The sequence below is a fragment of the Streptomyces sp. NPDC005931 genome (assembly GCF_042871235.1).
Taxonomy (GTDB): Bacteria; Actinomycetota; Actinomycetes; order Streptomycetales; family Streptomycetaceae; genus Streptomyces.
On sequence record NZ_JBIAIG010000002.1, the window covers coordinates 261,074 to 281,994 of the forward strand.

At 72.6% G+C, this 20,921-nt stretch carries 21 protein-coding genes, 1 tRNA gene and 2 pseudogenes; 16 read left to right on the forward strand and 8 right to left on the reverse strand.

The genetic code is table 11. The features are described from left to right. Positions 1-245 precede the first annotated feature (245 nt). From ACFYOV_RS05135 to ACFYOV_RS05150, 4 genes are all read left to right on the forward strand, one after another. Entirely contained in the window at positions 246-878 is a 633-nt protein-coding gene (locus tag ACFYOV_RS05135) for an HhH-GPD-type base excision DNA repair protein (protein ID WP_389082975.1), read from the forward strand. Positions 879-1,142: 264 nt separating this feature from the next. After that, entirely contained in the window at positions 1,143-1,529 is a 387-nt protein-coding gene (locus tag ACFYOV_RS05140; RefSeq protein WP_389082977.1) for a hypothetical protein, read from the forward strand. Positions 1,530-1,860: 331 nt separating this feature from the next. Further along, positions 1,861-2,157 (forward strand): type II toxin-antitoxin system VapB family antitoxin, encoded by a 297-nt coding sequence (locus ACFYOV_RS05145; protein WP_004929488.1) that lies wholly within the window; start codon positions 1,861-1,863, stop codon positions 2,155-2,157. A gap of 146 nt (positions 2,158-2,303) precedes the next feature. Beyond that, positions 2,304-2,915 (forward strand): LytR C-terminal domain-containing protein, encoded by a 612-nt coding sequence (locus tag ACFYOV_RS05150; protein WP_389084056.1) that lies wholly within the window; start codon positions 2,304-2,306, stop codon positions 2,913-2,915. Positions 2,916-2,946: 31 nt separating this feature from the next. On the opposite strand, the gene upp is transcribed toward ACFYOV_RS05150, so the two are convergent. After that, entirely contained in the window at positions 2,947-3,582 is a 636-nt protein-coding gene (gene upp, locus ACFYOV_RS05155) for a uracil phosphoribosyltransferase (RefSeq protein WP_389082981.1), read from the reverse strand. Between the two features lie 136 nt (positions 3,583-3,718). Between upp and ACFYOV_RS05160 the strand changes: the two genes are divergently transcribed. From ACFYOV_RS05160 to ACFYOV_RS05195, 8 genes are all read left to right on the forward strand, one after another. Then, positions 3,719-3,934 carry a hypothetical protein gene (locus ACFYOV_RS05160; protein WP_389082983.1) on the forward strand — a complete coding sequence of 72 codons (216 nt, stop codon included), beginning with the start codon at positions 3,719-3,721 and terminating at the stop codon, positions 3,932-3,934. 341 nt (positions 3,935-4,275) lie between these two features. Further along, positions 4,276-4,812: a hypothetical protein gene (locus tag ACFYOV_RS05165; protein ID WP_389084058.1), complete on the forward strand. Its 537-nt coding sequence runs from the start codon at positions 4,276-4,278 to the stop codon at positions 4,810-4,812. Between the two features lie 86 nt (positions 4,813-4,898). Further along, a complete protein-coding gene (gene tadA / locus ACFYOV_RS05170) occupies positions 4,899-5,330 on the forward strand; it encodes a tRNA adenosine(34) deaminase TadA (protein ID WP_389084061.1) in 432 nt (143 codons plus the stop codon). A gap of 45 nt (positions 5,331-5,375) precedes the next feature. Continuing rightward, positions 5,376-5,460 (forward strand) — tRNA-Ser (locus ACFYOV_RS05175). 111 nt (positions 5,461-5,571) lie between these two features. After that, the gene (locus tag ACFYOV_RS05180; protein WP_389082986.1) at positions 5,572-5,748 is read left to right on the forward strand and encodes a hypothetical protein; all 177 of its coding nucleotides are present in this window, start codon (positions 5,572-5,574) and stop codon (positions 5,746-5,748) included. Further along, a complete protein-coding gene (locus tag ACFYOV_RS05185) occupies positions 5,748-6,041 on the forward strand; it encodes a Dabb family protein (RefSeq protein WP_389082988.1) in 294 nt (97 codons plus the stop codon). The genes ACFYOV_RS05180 and ACFYOV_RS05185 overlap by 1 nt, the downstream gene beginning before the upstream one ends. A gap of 186 nt (positions 6,042-6,227) precedes the next feature. After that, positions 6,228-7,058, forward strand: coding sequence for an RNA polymerase sigma factor SigF (locus ACFYOV_RS05190; protein ID WP_389082991.1), 831 nt, complete (start codon positions 6,228-6,230; stop codon positions 7,056-7,058). A 245-nt stretch (positions 7,059-7,303) separates the two neighbouring features. Then, positions 7,304-8,206 (forward strand): RNA polymerase sigma factor SigF, encoded by a 903-nt coding sequence (locus ACFYOV_RS05195; protein WP_389082993.1) that lies wholly within the window; start codon positions 7,304-7,306, stop codon positions 8,204-8,206. A 144-nt stretch (positions 8,207-8,350) separates the two neighbouring features. On the opposite strand, the gene ACFYOV_RS05200 is transcribed toward ACFYOV_RS05195, so the two are convergent. Next, the gene (locus tag ACFYOV_RS05200) at positions 8,351-8,542 is read right to left on the reverse strand and encodes a hypothetical protein (RefSeq protein WP_389082996.1); all 192 of its coding nucleotides are present in this window, start codon (positions 8,540-8,542) and stop codon (positions 8,351-8,353) included. A 216-nt stretch (positions 8,543-8,758) separates the two neighbouring features. Between ACFYOV_RS05200 and ACFYOV_RS05205 the strand changes: the two genes are divergently transcribed. Next, entirely contained in the window at positions 8,759-9,250 is a 492-nt protein-coding gene (locus ACFYOV_RS05205; RefSeq protein ID WP_389082999.1) for a MarR family winged helix-turn-helix transcriptional regulator, read from the forward strand. 88 nt (positions 9,251-9,338) lie between these two features. Continuing rightward, positions 9,339-11,802, forward strand: a pseudogene (locus ACFYOV_RS05210) (MFS transporter); the annotation flags it as partial. A 153-nt stretch (positions 11,803-11,955) separates the two neighbouring features. Here the strand turns inward: ACFYOV_RS05210 and ACFYOV_RS05215 are convergent. Both ACFYOV_RS05215 and ACFYOV_RS05220 read right to left on the reverse strand, forming a co-directional pair. Then, positions 11,956-12,660 carry a GAF and ANTAR domain-containing protein gene (locus tag ACFYOV_RS05215; protein WP_389083001.1) on the reverse strand — a complete coding sequence of 235 codons (705 nt, stop codon included), beginning with the start codon at positions 12,658-12,660 and terminating at the stop codon, positions 11,956-11,958. A gap of 57 nt (positions 12,661-12,717) precedes the next feature. Then, on the reverse strand, positions 12,718-13,440 hold the full coding sequence (locus ACFYOV_RS05220; RefSeq protein ID WP_389083004.1) for an ANTAR domain-containing protein: 723 nt from the start codon (positions 13,438-13,440) through the stop codon (positions 12,718-12,720). A 271-nt stretch (positions 13,441-13,711) separates the two neighbouring features. Here ACFYOV_RS05220 and ACFYOV_RS05225 point away from each other — a divergent pair, with 271 nt between their 5' ends. Further along, on the forward strand, positions 13,712-14,065 hold the full coding sequence (locus ACFYOV_RS05225; protein ID WP_389084063.1) for an STAS domain-containing protein: 354 nt from the start codon (positions 13,712-13,714) through the stop codon (positions 14,063-14,065). A gap of 10 nt (positions 14,066-14,075) precedes the next feature. Beyond that, positions 14,076-14,546, forward strand: a complete 471-nt coding sequence (locus ACFYOV_RS05230) for a PPOX class F420-dependent oxidoreductase (protein ID WP_389083006.1) — start codon at positions 14,076-14,078, stop codon at positions 14,544-14,546. 130 nt (positions 14,547-14,676) lie between these two features. On the opposite strand, the gene ACFYOV_RS05235 is transcribed toward ACFYOV_RS05230, so the two are convergent. From ACFYOV_RS05235 to ACFYOV_RS05250, 4 genes and pseudogenes are all read right to left on the reverse strand, one after another. Next, positions 14,677-15,450, reverse strand: a complete 774-nt coding sequence (locus ACFYOV_RS05235; protein ID WP_389083009.1) for a TetR/AcrR family transcriptional regulator — start codon at positions 15,448-15,450, stop codon at positions 14,677-14,679. Between the two features lie 69 nt (positions 15,451-15,519). After that, positions 15,520-17,045, reverse strand: a pseudogene (locus ACFYOV_RS05240) (MFS transporter). Between the two features lie 119 nt (positions 17,046-17,164). Next, positions 17,165-19,447 carry an ArnT family glycosyltransferase gene (locus ACFYOV_RS05245; protein WP_389083011.1) on the reverse strand — a complete coding sequence of 761 codons (2,283 nt, stop codon included), beginning with the start codon at positions 19,445-19,447 and terminating at the stop codon, positions 17,165-17,167. Beyond that, the gene (locus ACFYOV_RS05250; RefSeq protein WP_389083014.1) at positions 19,444-20,916 is read right to left on the reverse strand and encodes a dolichyl-phosphate beta-glucosyltransferase; all 1,473 of its coding nucleotides are present in this window, start codon (positions 20,914-20,916) and stop codon (positions 19,444-19,446) included. The genes ACFYOV_RS05245 and ACFYOV_RS05250 overlap by 4 nt, the downstream gene beginning before the upstream one ends. Positions 20,917-20,921: the final 5 nt, after the last annotated feature.

Here is a 20,921-nt window from a genome sequence, read left to right on the forward strand (position 1 = left end):
GGGGGAGACAGGGGCGACGCACCGGCGTGCGTCCCGGGCGCGGGACGCGCCGTACCAGTGCAGGCCCAGGGGACGACGAGGCGGCGCCGTACCGGGGGCACCCCGGGCGCGGGACACGGTGACGTACCGGCGCCGGTCCTGGGCACGGGGCCGTGGAGGCGGACGGCGTAGTGCCCGGCGCGTCGACCCGGGGGCGCTGGACGCACCGGCGCGCGCCGTGGGTGGGGACGCGCGATCATCGGGGCATGGACGTCACTCTTCACCTCGCCCAGGACCCCGAGGCCGACGCACTGCTGGGCCGCAGTCCGCTCGCCGCGCTGACCGGCATGCTGCTCGACCAGCAGATCCCGATGGAGTGGGCCTTCAAGGGCCCGGCGACGATCGCGCGGCGACTCGGCGCGGAGGACCTGGACGCCCACGAGATCGCCACGTACGACCCCGAGGCGTTCGCCGCCCTGCTGTCGGAGAAGCCGGCGGTGCACCGCTATCCGGGGTCGATGGCGGGGCGCATCCAGCAGTTGTGCCAGTACCTCGTCGAGCACTACGACGGTGACGCCGAGGCCGTCTGGCGGGGTGTCGACACGGGCCGGGAACTGTTGCGCCGCCTGGAGGAACTCCCCGGCTTCGGCCGCCAGAAGGCACAGATCTTCCTGGCCCTGCTCGGCAAGCAGCTCGGGGTACGCCCCACGGGCTGGCGCGAGGCGGCGGGCGCCTACGGCGAGGAGAAGTCCTTCCGCTCCGTCGCGGACATCACCGGACCCGAGTCCCTGGCCAAGGTACGGGCCCACAAGCAGGAGGTGAAGGCCGCGGCCAAGGCGGCGAAGGCCGCACAGTCGGGGACTGCGGGGAAGACGGCCGACGGCCGGAAGGGCAGGTGACCCGGCCGGGTCGAGGCATCACGGGGGTGGACGGCCCCTGCGGGCGGCCGTCCCGGTCACCGCAGCCGGTGTCCCCGTTCCCAGGAGCCGGCCGGTCCTGCGCCGGACGGGGCGGCTCCTCCCCTGCACGCGCCCGCCCCTGCGGCCCTGCACGAGGCCGGTCCTCCCCTGCGCCCGACCGGTGCGTCGTCTGCGCCAGACCGGTCCATCGTCGCGCGGGTGGTCCAAGTGGCGCCGTGGCCCCGGCGGGTTCCAGCATGGAGCATGACCGAGCCACCCACCGGCTCCCCCTGGGAACCCGAGCGCGGCTCCCGGGACGGCCACACCGCCGGCCCGCACGAGGCCAGGCCGCACGCCCCCCGTGCCCCGGGCTCCCCCGGCCCACCGGCCCCGCACGGCCGCGCCCCAGAACCGGGCAGCACCCCGCACGATCCGTACGAACACGCCCCGACGGACCCTCACGGCCCACGGGGCCCCCGCGGCCACGCACCGACCGAGCCCTCACGGGAGCCGGAACGGCCCCGGGACCCGGAGCACACGGAGGAGGCCGAGGACGAAGAGGAGCCCACGGACGAAGAGGAGGCCGAGGACATCGACGACCCGGCCGACTCCGAGGACCCCACGGACTCCGAGAGTCCCACGGACTCCTGAGCCTCAGGACACCGGAAACCCAAGGGCTCGGAAGATCCCTGGCCAGTGGCGGACTCGTCACCCGCCAGCACGCCATGCACGCCATGCACGCCAGAGAACGCACATCACGCGAGGCACGCGTACCACACACAGACTCGCAGTCTCCGATGACCCGTACGCCCACGCCGCCGCCGGAATGCCGATCGAGGCCCGCCCCGGCCCGATGACCGCATCCCACAGCCGCTCCGGTCATGCCCATGATCCGGTATGCCCTGCTTTCAGGCGTCTTTTTCAACGTCGTACTCCGGCGCCATGGCTGCGCCCGGAACGTCTTGACCGGTAGGCTTTCCGTGTGATCTTCAAGCGCATCGGAAACGGCCGGCCGTACCCCGACCACGGCCGGGAGAGCACCCGGCAGTGGGCGGACGTCGCGCCGCGCCCGGTCCGCCTCGATCAGCTCGTGACGACCAAGCAGCAGCTCGACCTCGAGACCCTCCTCGCCGAGGACTCGACCTTCTACGGCGACCTCTTCGCGCACGTCGTGAAGTGGCGGGGCGACCTGTACCTGGAGGACGGCCTGCACCGCGCCGTCCGCGCGGCACTCCAGCAGCGCCAGGTGCTGCACGCCCGCGTCCTCGAACTGGACTGACGGCCCGGGCCAGTCCCTCGACGCACCCCTGACGGGTCCGGTTTGACCCTTTCGGGTAGGACTGTGCGCAGTCGGATGATCATCTAGTAGGCAGAGCTGTCCGGGCGCACTACGCTGCGCTCATGAGCATGCTGACTCCTCCCGGCATGGGCGGCCAGTACCGGATCACGGGTGACAAGTACCCCCGGATGCGCCGGCCCCGGCGGCGCGGCAGGCTCGTGGTCCTCACCGTCACGTCCGTCGCCGTGCTCGGCGTGGCCGGGTGGGGGACGGTCCAGCTCGTCGACGTGTTCACCGGCGGCGGCGACCCCGCCGCGGCCGTCGGCACCAAGGCGGCCTGCGCCGCCGAGGCGAGCCCGTCGCCCCGCCCGAAGGCCCTGCCCGAGCCGGGACGGATCACCGTCAACGTCCTCAACGCCACGACCCGCGGCGGCCTGGCGAAGAAGACCGCCGACGAGCTGAAGAAGCGCGGCTTCTCCATCGGCGAGGTCGGCAACGCGAGCAAGCAGTACGACAAGAAGGTCAAGGGCACCGGCGTGCTGCTCGGTCCCGCGTCCGCCCGCGACACCTCGCTGGCCGTGCTCGGCACCCAGCTCACCGGCGCCGAGCGCCGCACCGACACCGTCCGCAAGGGCACCGAGGTCGACCTGATCATCGGCGAGCGCTTCACCCGGCTGACGGCGAAGGCGGACGCCGACCGGGCGCTGGCCGCACTGACCGAGCCGAAGCCGGCGCCCGCCGCGAAAAAGGGCTGCTGAACAAGGGCGCCGCGGGAGGCGCGGGGCGTGCCTACTCGGCCGCCCCGTACATCCGGTCGCCCGCGTCGCCGAGGCCGGGCACGATGTAGCCGTGCTCGTTCAGGCGCTCGTCCACCGAGGCCGTCACGACCGTCACCGGGGTGCCCGCCAGGTCGCGTTCCATGACCTCGACGCCCTCCGGGGCGGCCAGCAGCACCACGGCGGTCACGTCGTCCGCGCCGCGCTTGATCAGCTCCTGGATCGCCGCGACCAGCGTGCCGCCGGTGGCGAGCATCGGGTCCAGGACGTACACCTGGCGCCCGGAGAGGTCCTCCGGCATCCGGGTGGCGTACGTCGAGGCCTGGAGCGTCTCCTCGTTGCGGATCATGCCGAGGAAGCCCACCTCTGCGGTCGGCAGCAGCCGGACCATGCCGTCCAGCATGCCGAGGCCGGCCCGCAGGATCGGCACCACCAGCGGGCGCGGGTGGGAGAGCTTGACGCCCGTGGTCCGGGAGACCGGCGTCTGGATGTCGACCTGTTCGGTGCGCACGTCGCGCGTGGCCTCGTAGGCGAGCAGGGTGACCAGCTCGTCGGCGAGACGGCGGAAGGTCGCGGAGTCGGTGCGCCGGTCGCGCAGCGTGGTGAGCTTGTGGGCGACCAGGGGGTGGTCGACGACGTGGAGACGCATGTCCCCACAGTAACCGGGCCTGATGGGCCCGGCGTCCACGTGCCGGGCAAGCCCCCGGACCCGCCGCCACCCGATCGCTGGCGTCAAACGACCCGTCCGGGGGAAAGTGGGAGGGACGGACTGGGGTGGTGAACCGATGCCTGAGCAGGATTCCCGAGAAGATCCGTCGCCGCGCCGGATCTCCGACGCGGCCGACACGGAAGCGGAGACGGAAGCCGAGCGGCGGCGCCGCCGCGCCCGGTTCCTGCGCGAACTCGCCGAGGCGCGGGAGCTGCGCGCCCGTGTCCAGCCGCGCCGCGCCAAGGCGGCCCGGCTGCGCCATGCGATGCGCATGCGCACCTTCCGCTGGTAGACGGCCACGCGCGGGCGCTGCCGGGTGCGCGGATCGGCGGGACCGGGAAGATCGCGGCACGCGCGCGTGTTCACCGTGGTGGTCATGGGGGAACGGCGCCCGCGGCCGCGTACGATCCGCACGTGGCGGCAACGAGTGCGCTGGTGAGTCCTCACGGGCGTACTCGGCGGCGTGCGGTCGAAACTGCCGGACACAGGGAGCCGAAGACGTCCCCTGATGGCCTTGTTTCTGCCACGATTCCGAGTGGGTGGGACTCGCAAGCGGTATCAAGCACTTCCCGCCCGCAACCTCCGCCGGGGGGACCTCCAACCGGCACGCCTATGACCAGTGGGAGAGTCACGGTGTACTTCGCCGCACTGCTCGCGCGCACCGAAGACGGGTGGGAAGCGAGCGACACAGAGCTCGACGATGTGGAGACCCTGTCGGATCTGGCCGACCTGGCCCGGGAAGCCTCTCCCGACGAGGACACGGTGCTCGTACTGATCGAGCAGGAGGACGGCTGGTTCGGCGTCGTCCGCGTGGACGGCGAGGAGGACCCTCGTATCTACGTCTCCGACGCCGCCGCCGCCGCACGCAGCAGCTACGGCGAGATCCTGCTCACCGACGAGCTGCTCGGCCGGGAGCCCGGGGACGACGGCGCCGACCTGGACGCCCTCGACCTCGACGGCACGGAGGACGGTGAACCGGACGACGACGCCGACGACGGCGCCGCGGCCTCCGGCTCCGCCGACGCCGTGCCGCGCGGGCCGGTCGGTGACGCCCAGGTCCTGGAGGACCTGGGCGTGAGCGAGAAGGAGCTGCGTTCGATGTCCGAGGACGCCCTCACCGAGATCGCCGAGGCCCTGGGCGCCTCGGAGGTCCTGGAGACCGTCCGCTGACCGGGCGGACGGCCGCGCGGACCGTGCCGCAACCGCCGGACGCACCGGTGGCGCCCGATCCGGTGCGCGACCGCTGGCGGGGCGCCATGCGACTCGCCCTGGACGAGGCCGAACGGGCCGTCCGGGGCGGGGACGTGCCCGTCGGTGCGGTCGTGCTGGCACCGGACGGCACCACCGTGCTCGCCGCCGGGCACAACGAGCGCGAGGCCGTGGGCGACCCCACCGCGCACGCGGAGGTGCTCGCCGTGCGGCGGGCAGCCGCGAGGCTCGGGGAGTGGCGGCTGTCCGGCTGCACCCTCGTGGTCACGCTGGAGCCGTGCACCATGTGCGCGGGCGCGATCCAGCAGTCCCGGGTGGACCGGGTCGTCTACGGCGCACGTGACGAGAAGGCGGGCGCGGTCGGCTCCCTGTGGGACGTCGTGCGCGACCGGCGGCTCAACCACCGGCCCGAGGTGATCGAGGGCGTGCTCGCCGAGGAGTGCGCCCGGCTGCTCACGGAGTTCTTCCGGGACCGGTGAATACCGATTTCGAACCACGCCGCACCTTGCGGTAGGGTCTCCCTCGGTAGCGTGTCCGAGCGGCCGAAGGAGCTCGCCTCGAAAGCGAGTGTGGCGCAAGTCACCGAGGGTTCAAATCCCTCCGCTACCGCTCGTGAAGGGCCCCGTCGTCAGGCGGGGCCCTTCGTGCGATCATGGCCGCGCTCGAGGCGCGTGGGACATCGGCGCACATCGTGACAGGGGAAGCGACAGGGAGGCCGCGATGGCGGTGAACGCGAAGAAGGCCGCCGTCTACGTCCTTGCGGTCTTCGCGCTGTACGTGATCATCACGGACCCGGCCAAGGCGGCCGACTACGTCCAGATAGGCTTCGAAGGCATTTCGGACGCCGCGAACGCCATCGGCGACTTCATGACCTGGCTGGCCAACGGAGGAAAGTGATGATCCGCCACCTGGTGCTCTTCAAGCTGAACGAGGGCGTCGAGCGCGACGACCCGAGGGTCGCGAAGGGCGTGGAGGCCTTCCGCTCGCTCGAGGGCAAGATCCCGGAGATCCGGTTCTGGGAGTGTGCCTGGAACATCAGCGACCGGCCCATCGCCTACGACTTCGCCATCAACTCGGCCTTCGACGACCCGGCTGCGCTGCGCCGCTACGTCGAGCACCCCGAGCACCAGGCGGGGGTCGGGATGTGGCGCGAGTTCGCCACCTGGGTGATCGCCGACTACGAGTTCTGACCCTCCGCCTCCCGGAGCCCTCCGCCGTGACGGCGGGGGGCTTTCGTGTGTTTATGGCCAGATTTGCCTTCAACACGGAATATGCGGTGCTTGCACACAGTGAGCCTGTCTTGTGATGCTATGACCGCTTTTGACGGATGAGTTGACGGGCCGTCGACGAACGATTCGACCGATGAAGAGGTGGCGTTGACCGTGTCGGCCAGTACTGCGCCGCCCCAGGACGAGGTGTCCTCCGCCCCGTCCCCGGCCAAGCGCCGCGGCGCCGACACCCGGGCGCTCACCCAGGTGCTGTTCGGTCAGCTCAAGGAGCTGGAACCGGGCACGCCGGAGCACGCCCGAGTACGCGCGGCGCTCATCGAGGCCAACCTCCCGCTCGTGCGCTACGCCGCCGCGCGCTTCCGCTCCCGCAACGAGCCGATGGAGGACGTCGTCCAGGTCGGCACCATCGGGCTGATCAACGCCATCGACCGCTTCGACCCGGACCGGGGCGTGCAGTTCCCGACCTTCGCGATGCCTACGGTGGTCGGCGAGATCAAGCGGTACTTCCGGGACAACGTCCGCACCGTCCACGTACCGCGCCGGCTGCACGAGCTGTGGGTGCAGGTCAACGGCGCGACGGAGGACCTCACGACCGCCTTCGGGCGCTCCCCCACTACCGCCGAGATCGCCGAACGGCTGCGCATCACCGAGGAGGAGGTGCTGTCCTGCATCGAGGCCGGGCGGTCGTACCACGCCACCTCGCTGGAGGCCGCGCAGGAGGGCGACGGGATGCCCGGGCTGCTGGACCGGCTCGGCTACGAGGACCCCGCACTGGACGGCGTCGAGCACCGGGACCTCGTACGGCATCTGCTGGTCCAGCTCCCCGAACGGGAGCAGCGCATTCTGCTGCTGCGGTACTACAGCAACCTCACCCAGTCGCAGATCAGTGCGGAACTCGGGGTCTCGCAGATGCACGTGTCCCGGCTACTGGCACGTAGCTTCCAGCGGCTGCGATCCGCAAACAGGATCGACGCGTAACCGGAAAGAGCGAATCACCCACCGGTGTTCTAGTCTGCCTTTTCCTGCCGATAGGCCGTCAGACCCCTTGTTTCCAGGGCCTATTCGCGTCTCAGATGTCGACATGTCACTACAGCGCGTTGCCGACATGTGACATTCTGCCGGAAGCGCGTTTGCCGGGGCTTCGGCTCCGGTATTCAGGTGAAGGCTGCGTTCCTCAGACGGGAGCGCTCGCCGCGACCGTCCCGCGACCCAAAGGGGGTGGCATGTCCGCAGACCAGGGCAGCTCGAAGGTGCTCACGCTCGCGGAGAGCGAGACAGCTCCCAATGCTCTCGACGCACTCGGCCCCATCGATGACGTCCCGGCCCTCGCGGCCGCGCCCGCTCCGGCCCTCCCGGACACGGCGGCCATCGACACCCGCACCCTGTCCCGCTCCCTGTTCCTGCGGCTCGCCGCACTCGACGAGGACAGCCCGGAGCGTGCCTACGTCCGGGACACCCTGATCGAGCTCAACCTCCCGCTGGTGCGCTACGCCGCGGCGCGCTTCCGCTCGCGCAACGAGCCGATGGAGGACATCGTCCAGGTCGGCACCATCGGGCTGATCAAGGCGATCGACCGCTTCGACTGCGAACGCGGCGTGGAGTTCCCGACGTTCGCGATGCCGACGGTGGTCGGCGAGATCAAGCGGTTCTTCCGCGACACGTCGTGGTCGGTGCGGGTGCCGCGCCGGCTCCAGGAGCTGCGCCTGGCCCTGACGAAGGCCAGCGACGAGCTCTCCCAGAAGCTGGACCGCTCCCCGACGGTCACCGAACTCGCCGCCGTGCTGGGCGTGTCGGAGGAGGACGTCGTCGACGGGCTCGCGGTCGGCAACGCGTACACGGCCTCCTCGCTGGACTCCCCCGCCCCGGAGGACGAGGGCGGCGAGGGATCGCTCGCGGACCGGCTCGGCTACGAGGACACGGCGCTGGAAGGCGTGGAGTACCGCGAGTCCCTCAAGCCGCTGCTGGCCAAGCTGCCGCCCCGGGAGCGCCGGATCATCATGCTGCGCTTCTTCGCGAACATGACCCAGTCGCAGATCGGCGAGGAGGTCGGCATCTCCCAGATGCACGTCTCGCGCCTGCTCACCCGCACGCTGGCACAACTGCGGGAGGGGCTCATCTCGGACTGACGCACGACCGGCGCGCAAGGCGCCGGTACCCGTCCCGCCCGCGGCCCCCGCGGATCCGGGACCCGTCCCGACTCGGACTCGTGGCCGCCGGGGCGCCCCTGACGGGCGCGACGGCGGCCGCGCCGTGTCCGTAGTGCTTCCGTGTTACTTCAGCGCCAGCCAGGCCACGGCCGCGACGATCGCCACGGCGACGACGACGCCGACGATCAGGCCGATCCGGGGACCGCCCGACGCGGCGGCCTGCCGGCCCTGGGGAACCTCGTCGACGAACGCGCGGAACATCTGGGTGCTGCCGGCCGGGTCGTGATGGCCCTGCGGGCCCTGGGTGTTAGCCATGCCCCGAGACATTAGCGAATCGGGGGTGGGCCGCCCAAGCGGGGGCCAGGAGTGCGCGACGTGCGGGCCCGCCCCCCGGTCCTCGCCCGCGACCTGGACGTTTACCGCCCCCATAGACGCCTTTGCCAAGTTTTGGCCGCAACCCCGACGGCTTTTGTTTGCCTGCAGCAACCATTCAGTTCTATGGTTGCCCTAAGCAACGAAGTGGGAGGTGCCATGGCCGAGCGGGCGCAGTACGAGGAGCTGGTCCGGCAGTTCAGCGCCTTCGGTGCCGTGAAGCGCGAGATGAACCGGATCATGCCGGCCGACTGCCACAGCGGCTCCGCCGGTGTGCTGGCGCTGCTGGGACGGCACGGCCCCATGCGGCTGAGCAGGCTCTCCGAGCTGCTCGCCGTGGACCTCTCGGTCACCAGCCGGCACGTCGCCCATCTGGCCGAGCGCGGATGGATCGAGCGCGCCCCCGACCCCGCCGACAGGCGTTCCCGCATCCTGCACGTCACCCCCGCCGGCCGGGACCGGCTCGACGAACTGTTCCGGCGGACCACGCAGTTGCTCGCCGAGCGCCTGGGCGACTGGACCGACGAGGAGGTCGGCACGCTCACGCTCCTCATGGCACGGCTGCGGGACAGCTTCAACGACTGCCGGCCCGCGTCCCGCCCGGCGTCTCCCGCTCCCGAAGGCACCACCCGTACACCCGCGACCACATAAGAGAAGGAAGCCCATGGCAACGACCACACCAGCCGGTGTGCGGGCTCATGCCAAGCACGGGGGAGGCTCCTCCGAAGGCCACGCTCCGATGACGCACCGGCAGATCATGGAGGCACTGTCGGGCCTGCTGCTCGGCATGTTCGCCGCGATCCTGTCCTCCACCATCGTCTCCAACGCCCTGCCCGAGATCATCACCGACCTCGGCGGCGGACAGAGCGCCTACACCTGGGTCGTCACCGCCTCGCTGCTGGCGATGACCGCCTCCACGCCGCTGTGGGGCAAGCTGGCCGACCTGGTCAGCAAGAAGGCGCTCGTCCAGATGGGACTGGTCATCTACATCGTCGGCTCGGTCGTCGCCGGCATGGCGCAGAACCCCGGCATGCTGATCACCGCCCGGGTCATCCAGGGCCTGGGCGCGGGCGGTCTGACCGCACTGGCCCAGATCATCATGGCCGCGATGATCTCCCCCCGGGAGCGCGGCCGCTACTCCGGCTACCTGGGTGCCACCTTCGCCGTCGCGACCGTGGGCGGCCCGCTGGTCGGCGGCGTGATCACCGACACCGCATGGCTCGGCTGGCGCTGGTGCCTGTACGTCGGCGTGCCGTTCGCGCTCATCGCCCTGGTCGTGCTCCAGAAGACGCTGCACCTGCCGGAGACCAGGCGCCGGGTCGGCGTCGACTGGGCGGGCGCGTTCTTCATCACCGCGGCCGTCAGCCTGCTGCTGGTCTGGGTCACCTTCGCCGACGACAAGTACGCCTGGCTGTCCTGGCAGACGTCCGCCATGGTGGGCGGGGCGATCGTCCTGGCGCTGGTCTTCGTGTTCGTCGAGACCCGGGCCGCGGAGCCGATCATCCCGCTGGGCCTGTTCCGCAACCGCACCATCACGCTGGCCTCGGTGGCCTCGCTGTTCGTCGGCATCGCGATGTTCGCGGGCACCGTCTTCTTCAGCCAGTACTTCCAGCTCGCGCGGGACGAGTCGCCGACCATGTCGGGCGTGCTGACGATCCCGATGATCGCCGGCCTCTTCGTCTCCTCCACCGCCTCCGGCCTGATCATCACCCGGACCGGCAAGTGGAAGGCGTGGCTGGTCTCCGGCGGCGCCCTGCTGACCGCCGGTCTCGGCCTGCTGGGCACCATGCGCCACGACACTCCGTACTGGCACATCGCCGTCTACATGGCGGTCATGGGCCTCGGCACCGGCATGATGATGCAGAACCTGGTGCTCTCCACGCAGAACCAGGTCGCCCCGCACGAACTCGGCGCCGCCAGCTCGGTGGTCACCTTCTTCCGGTCCCTCGGCGGTGCGGTGGGCGTCTCGGCGCTCGGCTCCGTGATGTCGACCCGGATCACCCACTACGCCGAGGACACCATCGGCACGCTCAGCCCCCGGGAACAGGCGAGTGCCGCCGAGGCGCTCGGCTCCGGCCGGCTGCCCGACATGGACCTGCTGCCCGGGAACATCCGCACCTGGCTGGAGAGCGCCTACGGGCACGGCATCGCCGACATCTTCCTCTACGTCGCCCCGGTCGCCCTGCTCGCCTTCCTGGTGACCCTGTTCATCAAGGAGGTCCCGCTGCGGACCACCGGCGCGCTGGCCCAGGCGTCGGAGACACAGGTGTCGGAGACGCCGGAGACCACGGCTTCGGCAGCGAAGGCGCCGGAGGCGCACCACCGGGGACACGGTCGCGGCCGTGACTGACCGCCGCGGCCGTGACTGACAGGGGACGCCCCGGACCGCTCGGCAGGCGCCCCGGCCACCACCTCCGGCGCCGACGCGGAGGAGACCTCTGGAGGCCGGCGTCCCGGTGCGCGGTGCGTGCGGGGCACCGAGAACGCGCCGCGCACCGGGGCCGCCGTCACCCTGTTCTCCCTGGCCGGGCGTCAGCCGGGCCGCTCGGTCACCCGTCCGGCGGGTCCTGCGCGGTGGACGCGCCCCGAGGCGGGCTCGTACGTGCTGATCGCCTCCGCCGACGGGCACCGGCAGCAGGCGTCCGCCGTCGTGGTGAAGGGTGAGCCGGTCGCGTGCGACATCCGGCTCGGCGGGACACCGGTGGCGGACCGGGAGCGGTGCGGACCGCGGAGGGCGGACTGCCGGTGCGGGGCGCCATGGTGATCGTGACCGACGGGCGGGGCGACCTGCCGGCCACCGGCACCACCGGTGAACAGGGCGGGTTCTCCTGCGGTGAGCTGGTGCCGGGGACGGTGACCGTCGCCGTGAACGCCGGCGGCTACCGGCGGCGGCGCTGCCCGTCGAGGTGGGTGGCGCCGGGGTCACCCGGCTCGAGGTCGGGCTGGAGGCCGGCGCGCGGGTCCGGGGTGTCGTCCGGGCCCCGCACGGTCCCCTGGCCGACGCCCGGGTGTCGCCCGTCGACGCGGCGGGCAACGTGGTCGGCACGGCCACGACCGGAGCGGACGGGCGGTACGCCTGCGCCGATCTGGACGGCGGCGAGTGCACCGTCGTCGCCACCGGCTGTCCGCCGGTGACCAGCACGCTGACGGTCACCGGTGCCGGCGTCGACGGCCACGCCATCGCACCCGCCCACCCCAGCGAGCAGCCCTGCCCCAGGCCGCGGTGGACGGGCGCACTCCGACGAGCAGCCCTGCCCCGGCCCGCGGTGGACGGGCGCACTCCGGAGGCGGGGCGCGGCCCCCGCCGCGGTCCGGTCTGCGGGCACCCGGTAGCGGGATGCGCCGGGCCCCCGGTGTCAGGTCCGGCCGGTCGAGGACCCGTCGGCCGTGCGGGCCACGAGCAGGCCGCACAGGTCCCGGAGCTTGACGTTCCGGTCCTGTGAGACGCGCCGCAGCCGTTCCAGTGCCCGGGCCGCGTCGATGCGCTCGCGAGCCATGAGGATGCCGATCGCCTGGTCGATGACGCTGCGCGAGAGCAGCGCGGTGCGCACGTCGGCGGCCGACTGCTTGCGGCGCTCGACGTGCAGCGCGGTGTTGATCGTGTCCGCCGCCCGGGCCACGAAGGCGCGGGCCGTCTCCCGGCCGGCGGCCAGCTCTCCGGGCCGCTCGGCGTAGAGGTTGAGCGCGGCGCCGGTCGACTCCCCGTCGACGTTCATCGGGATCGCCAGCACACTGCGCACCCCGGTGGACAGCGCGTAGCGCGTGTACGCGGGCCAGCGGGTCTCCGCGGCGAGGTCGGGGGCGTATTGCTCGGTGCCGCTCTCGGCGGCCGCCACACAGGGCCCCGAGCCGTTCTCGTACTGCCGCTGGTCGAGTCCGCTCGGCAGGCCGCTGCTGCCCGCGAGGGTCAGCAGCCGGTCGGCGCGGCGGACCGTGATGCTGCATGCGGCGGCACCCGGCACCTCCCGCACCGCCCGGTCGGTCAGGTCGCGCAGCAGCGTGTCGAGACCCTTGCTGCGCACCATCGCCTGGTCCAGCGTGTCGGGTGTCTCGGAAGTCATGACCGTACGGATATCCCGTCGGCGCTCATTGACTCCCCGGGGACGCGGAACCGGCCGTCACGGCTGGGTGTGGGTGTCCACGATGCGGCGGGCCAGGTCGCGCAGTTTGACGTTCTCCCGCTGCGAGGCCCGCACCAGGCTGTCGAAGGCGCCGGACGCGTCGATGTTCATGCGCTCCATGAGGATGCCGGTGGCCTGGCCGATCAGATCGCGGGTGCGCATGGCCTCGGTGAGCTGCTCGCGCACGGTCGCCGCGTCCAGGGCGAGGCCGACGTGCGTGGTCAGCAGCCGACCGATCCACGCGGCCTCCTCGTCGAAGGCGTGCGGTTTGCGGGCGTAGGCGGTGAGGACGGTGAGCCGGCGCCGGTCGGCGCGCAGCCGCAGTGACAGGGCGGACCTGAGGCCCAGCTCGGACAGCAGGTCCCCGGCCTCCTCGGCCCGGCTGTCCGCGACGGCGGCCACCGGAGTGGTCCACAGCCGCTCCCAGTACGGCTGCTGTTCGCGTGCGGCGGGCAGGTCCTCGGCGGAGCGCACCACCTCGTCGGTCCAGGCGAGGGTGCGGCGCCGGTTGCCGCGCTCGATCTGCGAGATGCCCGCGTGCTCGGCGCCGGGCATCAGGTCGACCGCGAGGCGGACCGCGGTGTGCAGGGTGCTGTGCGGGGTGGGTGTCTCGTGCAACTGGCGGGCCGCCGCCGTGAGCGCCTCCGCCAGATGCAAGCCGGCTGGAAAACGGGGCAAATCAGAAAACCGGGACGCAGCCACCACGAACCTCTTCGGCATGCACGGCGATACGGCCGTGCGCAGGAGAGCTCCGCAGCACATTCCCGACTGCGAGCACAGGACGCACAGCACTTTAGCTGCTCGGTTGCCGCGAGGTGACGCGCGCAGGAGGGGCCGCCGGGCGTCCGCCCGCGGACCCGGGCGTTCCGGTCCCGGCGGATCACCGGCCGGGCGACCGCTTTCCCCCGGACCCCCCGGCATGGTGCAATGGTCCGACGGGTCAGGAAGTGGCCTTACCGGAATCCGGACGAACGTCTGCCAGGTGAGTGCTGTGACCTTCCGCCCGCATCCCCCGGAGCCCCGTGACGCGGCCGACCGCATCCTGCTCCCGCTCCCCCCGGAGATCGATTTCTGCAACGCGACCTCGCTCCACACACTGATCATGTCCGTGGCCCGCACCGGGCACGGCCCACCACGTGTCCTGGTCCTCGATCTCAGCGCGACCGACTTCATGGACTCCCAGGGCGTCCGCCTCATCAATGACGTACGTCACCTGCTGGCCCCCGGCACCCGGGTACACGTGGTGGCCCGGCCGGACGGTGTCGCGAGCCGTGTGATGGAACTGACCGGACTGCGCCGGGACGTCCCCGTGTACGACAACCTCGCGGAGGCCATGGCGGCCTAGGCTGACGGGCATGGCACCCAACGTCGCGACGAACACCCGTGTGTCCCGGGAAGAGCTGCTGGACTTCGTACGGCCCCGGCACCGCGCGATCCTGCTGACCCGGCGGGCCGACGGCGGCCCCCAGGGGTCACCGCTGACCTGTGGCGTCGACGACGCCGGCCGGATCGTGGTGTCCACCTACCCCGAGCGCGCCAAGGCCCGCAACGCGAAGCGGGATCCGCGGGTCTGCCTGATCGTCCTGAGCGACGACTGGAACGGGCCCTGGGTGCAGATCGACGGCACCGCCGAGGTCGTGGACGCGCCGGAGTCCGTCGAGCCGCTGGTCGAGTACTACCGCAACATCGCCGGGGAACATCCCGACTGGGACGAGTACCGGGCGGCGATGCTCAAGCAGGGCAAGTCCCTCATCCGGATCGCCCCGCAGCGCTGGGGTCCGGTGGCGACGGGCGGGTTCCCGGCGCGGCTGGTGGAGGGGGAGTAGACGCCGACGTTTTCGGACGCGCGAGCGTTCGGCGGCACGGTCGGTGCGGCCGGTCCGCCGGTGCCGCCGGCCCCCGGGTGCGGCCGGCTCCCGTGTGCGGCCGGTCCGCCGGTGCCGGTGCCGCCGCCGTCTAGTCCCGGCTGCGGGCGACCATCGCCTCGATGCCCGCGACCAGCAGGTCCAGGGCGAAGGCGAAGTCCCGTTCCAGCATCTCCTCGACCGTGTCGCCGCCCCGGGCCTCCATGATCCTCGTCGACTCCTCGATGACCTCGGCGGCGTCCGGGGCGCGGGTCACCGCGCTCACCGCCTGACGGTGGTACTCGTCGGGGGTCAGACCGGTCTCGGCGACCCGCGCGAAGAAGTGGCCCTCGATCGTGCCGTAGCCGTACACGAACTGGAAGACCGCGGAGATGGCCCCGGTGAGCCCGTGCTCGGGCAGGCCCGTCTTGCGGATGACCCGCTGGACCACCCGTGAGAAGGACAGCCAGTTCGGTCCGATGTTGAGGAAACTCCCGGCCAGCGGCGACAGCCAGGGGTGCCGCACCAGCAGCGCCCGGTACTCCCGGGCCAGCGTGCGCAACTGGTCGCGCCAGTCCTCGTCGGTGGCCGGGTCGGGCAGCCGCAGCTCTCCGAAGGCACGGTCCAGGGCGAGTTCGAGCAGGTCGTCCTTGGTGTCGACGTACCAGTAGACGGACATCGCCGTCACGTTCAGCTCGGCCGCCAGGCGGCGCATCGAGAACTTGGCCAAGCCCTCCGCGTCCAGCAGACGGACGGTGACCCCGGTGATCCGGTCCCGGTCGAGTCCCGAGGGCTGTCCGCCCCCGCGCCCGCTCCGGGACGCCTTGTCCTCCAGCCAGACGCTGGGCCGCGCCCCGCGCTCGGACCGCTGGGCTGCCCTCACCATGGCGCACCTTCCTCGACTTGCCGACGCCGGTCATGCTAGGCCGCCCTGTCCCGGGTGCCGGTCCGGCCCTCAGCCCTTCACCGTGGAGTCTGCCCGGTCCGCGCGGTGCAGCAACGCCGCCGCCACCAGTCCGCCGAGCAGCACGGCGAGCGCGCCCACCAGCTGGCTGGTCTCCAGCCCCGAGGAGAACGCGTCGGTGATCCGGCTCCGCTCGCCGTCCGAGTCCGCCGCGGTCAGCGCCGCCGGGAGGGAGCTCGCCGCCACCGGGATCAGCGCGGCGAACCGCGCGTTGAGCACCGCCCCCAGGACGGCGACGCCCAGCCCGTTGCCGAACTCGGCGAGCGTGCCGTTGATTCCGGCGCCGACGCCCGCCTTCTCCCGGGGGATGGCGCTCATGATCGCGTGCGCCATGGCCGGGTTGGCGACCGCGCATCCCACACCGATCAGGACCAGGCCGAGCAGGGTCCCGACGTAGCCGTGCCCGGTCAGGGTGGCGACGGACACCAGGCCGCAGGACATCAGCGTCATGCCCAGCGCGATGGAGACCGGCGCCCCGAGCCGCGCCGTCCACTTCGCCGAGACGCCGGTGAAGTTGAGGACGACGACGGTCAGCGCGAGCGGCGCCGTGCGCAGACCGGCCTCCAGGGGGCCGTAGCCCAGGACGAACTGGAGGTGCTGGGTGAGCAGGAACAGCGCGCCGCCCATGCCGAAGGTGATCAGCACGGCACCGGCCACCGCGCCGGTGAACCGGCGGTCGGTGAAGAAGTGCAGGTCCAGCATGGGATGCGGGACCCGGCTCTCCCAGTACGCGAACACCGCGAGGGCGACGGCCGCGGTGGCCGCCGTGGCGAGCACCCGGCGTGAGGTCCAGCCGTGCCCGGGGCCGGAAATGATCGCGTAGACCAGGGCCGCCATGCCGATCGTGGACAGCAGGGCGCCGAGCAGGTCGGGGCGGTCGCCGCGCGGGTCCTTCGACTCGGGGACCAGCGCCACGACGGCGAGGAGGCCCAGCGCCGCGACCGGCAGGTTGATCAGGAGATCGCGCCCCACCGGAAGTGGTCCAACACGAAGCCGCCGACCAGCGGGCCGGTGGCGAAGCCGAGCGCGTTGACCGCGCTCCAGACGCCGATCGCCCTGGGCTGCTCCTCGGGCGTGAAGATCTGCATCGCCACGGCGAGCGTCGTGGTGAGCAGCAACGCGCCGCCGACACCCATGCCGGCCCGCGCCGCGACCAACTGGCCCGAGGTGCCGGCGAATCCGGCCACCACCGAACCGGCACCGAACAGCGCCAGGCCCGTGATCAGCATCTTCTTGCGGCCATAGCGGTCGGCGGCGCTGCCGGCGCTGAGCAGCAGGCCCGACTGCACCAGTGAGTACGCGTTGATCATCCACTGGATGTCCGAGGTGGACGCGTCCAGTTCACGGGTGAGCGAGGGGATCGCCACGTTCAGGACGGTGTTGTCGAGCAGCACGGTGAGCTGCGCGAGGCAGATCACGCCGAGGATCAGCCAGCGTTGCGGGTGGCCCCGGAGGCGCGCCGGATCGGGGGCGGGGGCGGGGGCACCGGGGGCCGGCTCCCGGGAGGACACGGTCATGCTATACACCGTAGAGTAACTCCCTCGGCGTACAACGCGGCTGCGAGGAGGGTGGTGGCAATCCGCCACCGAGGGCATCCCGCCACCGCCCTCCCCGCCGGGGCGTCGGGCTCGCCCCGTCAGCCGGCCGCCTTCCGTGTGAGGTCGTAGAACGTGGCCGAACCGGCCGTCACCCGCTCGAAGTTCTCCCGCACCCAGGCCGAGATCTGTGCGGCGGAACCGGAGTTGCCGCCCCCGCCACCCGTGCCGCCACCGGCGACGAAGTAGTGGATCCTCCCCTCCGCCACGTACTGCCGGAACTGGTCCAGAGTCGGGGACGGGTCGGTGCCGTTGAAGCCGCCGATCGCCATCACGGGCTCGCCGGTGGCCAGTTGATAGCTCGCGGCGTTCTGGGCGCCGATGGCGGCCGCCGCCCAGGTGTGGTCACCGGCTCCGGTCTCCAGCAGTTCCCGCGCCTCGGCGTCGACAGCGGCACCACCGAGAAGACCGCCCGGGCCACCGGCCCGGCCGCCACCGGGCAGGCCCGCCCCGGCACTGCCGCCGGTGCCGTCCTGCCGGCTCGGGGCGGCACGGCCGCCCTGACCGGTTGCGCCGTCCTGACTGGTTGCGCCGTCCTGGCCCGCCGGGCCGCCGGGGAAGCCTCCGGCGCCGTCGCCGCCCGCGTCGGGCGGGGTCGGGCCCTGCTGGTTCCGGCCCTGTTGGTTCCGGCCCTGCTGGTTGCGGCCGTCGCCCGGGAAGCCGCCGCCCGGACCGCCGCCGCCCGTCGTGCTCGCGCCGGCCGGGCCCGCGGTGACGATGGAGCCGGTGTGGCCCTTTTGGAGCGTGCTGAGGGTGTACGCGGTCGGACCCGCCAGCGCGGACGCCAGGCCCAGTCCCACCACCGCGAGGCCCGCGCGGCGCCCGATCCGGCCCGCGAGGACCAGCCCGAGCGCGGCGACCAGGCCACCGGCCAGGACCAGCCACTTCAGCCCGGGCAGGTAGTCGGGCGTGCGGTTGAGCAGGACGTACCCCCAGGCCGCGGTGGCCGTGGCGGCGGCCGCGAGGGCGAGCGCGGCCGGGACCGCCTGCCGTCGCCGCCACAGGCCCACCGTCCCCATGCCGATGACCACGGCCAGGTAGGGGGCGAGGGCCACCGTGTAGTACTGGTGGAAGATTCCGGCCATGCAGCTGAAGACCACCGCTGTCACCAGCAACGAGCCGCCCCACACCAGGAAGGCGGCGCGGTCCGGGTCGGTGCGGCTGGCCCGGCGGGTGAGGACCAGGCCCGCGACGAACAGGATCAGCGCGGCGGGCAGCAGCCAGGAGATCTGCCCGCCGATCTCGGAGGTGAACATGCGGTCCCAGCCGGTCTCGCCCCACCGGCCACCCCCGCCGCCCCCGCCGCCCCCACCGCCGACGCTGCCGGTCTCCTCGCCGTTGAGCCGGCCCAGGCCGTTGTAGCCGAAGGTCAGCTCCAGGAAGCTGTTGTGCTGTGAGCCGCCGATGTACGGGCGGGACGACTCCGGCCACAGCTCGACGACCGCCACCCACCAGCCGCCGGAGACGACCAGCGCGAGGGTCGCCAGTGCCAGTTGTCCCAGCCGCCTGACCGGCCGCACCGGGGCGCACACCCCGTAGACCACCGCGAGGACCGGCAGGATCAGGAACGCCTGGAGGGTCTTGGTGAGGAAGGCGAAGCCGAGTACGACCCCGGCCCACACCAGCCACTTCGTGCGGCCGTCCGCCACCGCCCGCACCACGAGATGGCAGGCGAGGGACATCAGCAGCGCCAGCAGCGCGTCCGGGTTGTTGAACCGGAACATCAGCGCGGCGACGGGCGTGAGCGCGAGCACCACGCCCGCGAGCAGCCCGGCCGCCGCCCCGAAGCGGCGGCGTACGGCCGCGTACACGACGGCGACGGTGCCGACGCCCATGAGCACCTCGGGCACGAGGATCGCCCAGGAGTTCAGGCCGAACAGCCTCACCGAGAGCGCCATGGGCCACAGCGAGGCCGGGGGCTTGTCGACGGTGATGGCGTTGGCCGCGTCCAGCGAGCCGAAGAAGAACGCCTTCCAGGACTGGCTGCCGGCCTGGACCGCCGCCGAGTAGAAGGAGTTCGCGTAGCCGGAGGCGCTGAGGTTGCAGAGGTAGAGCAGGCCGGTCACCAGCAGCAGGGCGAGGAGGGCCGGGCGGGCCCAGCGGGGGTCCTCGGGACGGCCGCGCCACAGTCTGCGGGCGAGGGGCTGTCCGGGTTCGCCGGGGGCGGGGCCGGGTGCGGGAGCGGCGCGCCGGGACACCGCCGGGGGTGGCCCCCAGGTGGCGGCGTCGGCCGGGAGCCGCCCCCGGGTGCCGGCGTCCTCGGGGAGCTGTCCCGGAGCGCCGGCGTCCGCCGGGGGACTCGGCCGGTCGTGCTGCGTGGTCATCGGGGGTCCCTCGGGTCGTGGTCGGACGGGCCGGGCGTTCGGGTGGGGAGGGGCCGGCGCACCGGCGGCAGCCGCAGCGCGGCGTCCTCCCAGGGGCGGCCGGTGCCGTGGGCGCGGGGTGGTCCGCAGTCCCCCCGGGTGCCGACCGGGTCGTGGAGCGGGTGTACGGCGCCGGGCGCGGACTGGTCACCGGCCCTGAAGGCGGGCGCCGACAGTTGCGCGCCGGGGGCGCCGTGCTCCGGGAACACCCACGCGCGGAAGAGCAGGAACCGCAGGACCGTCGCCGCGAGGTTCGCCGCGACGAGCACCGCCAGCTCGGTGGAGTGCTCCGGTTCGGTGGTCGCGGCGTCGAGCGCGGCGAGGGAACCGCTGGTCAGGGCGAGGCCGAGGGCGAGGACGACCAGTCCCTGCGCCTGGTGCCGTACGACACCTCGGCGCCCCCGCACGCCGAAGGTCAGCCGCCGGTTGGCGGCCGTGTTGGCGATCGCGGAGACCAGCAGCGCCAGCCCGTTGGCGGCCTGCGAGCCGGTGAGGACCCGGAAGCCGCTGTAGAGCAGCAGGTAGAGCAGGGTGGACAGGACGCCGACGGCGCAGAAGCCGACCAGTCGGCGGGCCAGCCCGTGCGGCACATCCGCGATCCGGCGGTCGCGGGGGTCGTCGCCGAAGGGCCGGGCGAGCCGGTCCAGCGGCAGCGAACCGGTGGCCAGCGCCCGGCCGATCCGCCACACACCCTTGAGGTCGTCGGCCGCCGTCCGCACGATGCGCACGGTGGAGTCGGGGTCGTCGACCCAGTCGACCGGCACCTCGTGGATCCGCAGCCCCGCGCGCTCGGCGAGCACCAGCAGCTCGGTGTCGAAGAACCAGCCGGTGTCCTCCACCAGCGGCAGCAGTACCCGGGCCACGTCACGGCGGATCGCCTTGAAGCCGCACTGCGCGTCGGAGAAGCGGGCCCGGAGCGAGCCGCGCAGGATCAGGTTGTACGAGCGGCTGACGAACTCCCGCTTGGCGCCCCGCACCACCCGCGAGCCGCGGCTGAGCCGCGAGCCCGTGGCGAGGTCCGAGTGACCGGAGATCAGCGGCGCCACCAGCGGCAGCAGGGCGTTGAGGTCGGTGGACAGGTCCACGTCCATGTAGGCGAGGACGGGGGCGTCCGAGGCCGACCAGACCGTCCGCAGCGCCCGCCCGCGCCCTTTCTGCTCCAGCCGGACGGTCCTGACCTGCGCGATCTCGGCCTGGAGCCGGCCCGCCACGTGCGCGGTGGTGTCCGTGGAGGCGTTGTCGGCGATCGTGATGCGGAACGCGTACGGGAAGGTGCGGGTGAGGTGCTCGTGCAGTCTGCGGACGCACGGCCGGAGGTCCTTCTCCTCGTTGTGGACGGGGATCACGACGTCCAGGACCGGGGTGCCGGCTCCGGCGGCCGGGAGGTGCTCCCGCACCGGCAGGGTGCCGGGAGAGGAATCGGTTCGCATGGAAC

Excerpts from the sequence above, each read along its gene's own strand:
- ACFYOV_RS05135 (WP_389082975.1), top strand. The coding sequence starts at position 246 with ATGGACGTCACTCTTCACCTCGCCCAGGACCCCGAGGCCGACGCACTG.
- ACFYOV_RS05140 (WP_389082977.1), top strand. The coding sequence starts at position 1,143 with ATGACCGAGCCACCCACCGGCTCCCCCTGGGAACCCGAGCGCGGCTCC.
- ACFYOV_RS05150 (WP_389084056.1), top strand. The coding sequence starts at position 2,304 with ATGGGCGGCCAGTACCGGATCACGGGTGACAAGTACCCCCGGATGCGC.
- upp (WP_389082981.1), bottom strand. The coding sequence starts at position 3,582 with ATGCGTCTCCACGTCGTCGACCACCCCCTGGTCGCCCACAAGCTCACC.
- ACFYOV_RS05160 (WP_389082983.1), top strand. The coding sequence starts at position 3,719 with ATGCCTGAGCAGGATTCCCGAGAAGATCCGTCGCCGCGCCGGATCTCC.
- tadA (WP_389084061.1), top strand. The coding sequence starts at position 4,899 with ATGCGACTCGCCCTGGACGAGGCCGAACGGGCCGTCCGGGGCGGGGAC.
- ACFYOV_RS05180 (WP_389082986.1), top strand. The coding sequence starts at position 5,572 with ATGGCGGTGAACGCGAAGAAGGCCGCCGTCTACGTCCTTGCGGTCTTC.
- ACFYOV_RS05185 (WP_389082988.1), top strand. The coding sequence starts at position 5,748 with ATGATCCGCCACCTGGTGCTCTTCAAGCTGAACGAGGGCGTCGAGCGC.
- ACFYOV_RS05195 (WP_389082993.1), top strand. The coding sequence starts at position 7,304 with ATGTCCGCAGACCAGGGCAGCTCGAAGGTGCTCACGCTCGCGGAGAGC.
- ACFYOV_RS05200 (WP_389082996.1), bottom strand. The coding sequence starts at position 8,542 with ATGGCTAACACCCAGGGCCCGCAGGGCCATCACGACCCGGCCGGCAGC.
- ACFYOV_RS05205 (WP_389082999.1), top strand. The coding sequence starts at position 8,759 with ATGGCCGAGCGGGCGCAGTACGAGGAGCTGGTCCGGCAGTTCAGCGCC.
- ACFYOV_RS05215 (WP_389083001.1), bottom strand. The coding sequence starts at position 12,660 with ATGACTTCCGAGACACCCGACACGCTGGACCAGGCGATGGTGCGCAGC.
- ACFYOV_RS05220 (WP_389083004.1), bottom strand. The coding sequence starts at position 13,440 with ATGCCGAAGAGGTTCGTGGTGGCTGCGTCCCGGTTTTCTGATTTGCCC.
- ACFYOV_RS05230 (WP_389083006.1), top strand. The coding sequence starts at position 14,076 with ATGGCACCCAACGTCGCGACGAACACCCGTGTGTCCCGGGAAGAGCTG.
- ACFYOV_RS05235 (WP_389083009.1), bottom strand. The coding sequence starts at position 15,450 with ATGGTGAGGGCAGCCCAGCGGTCCGAGCGCGGGGCGCGGCCCAGCGTC.
- ACFYOV_RS05245 (WP_389083011.1), bottom strand. The coding sequence starts at position 19,447 with ATGACCACGCAGCACGACCGGCCGAGTCCCCCGGCGGACGCCGGCGCT.
- ACFYOV_RS05250 (WP_389083014.1), bottom strand. The coding sequence starts at position 20,916 with ATGCGAACCGATTCCTCTCCCGGCACCCTGCCGGTGCGGGAGCACCTC.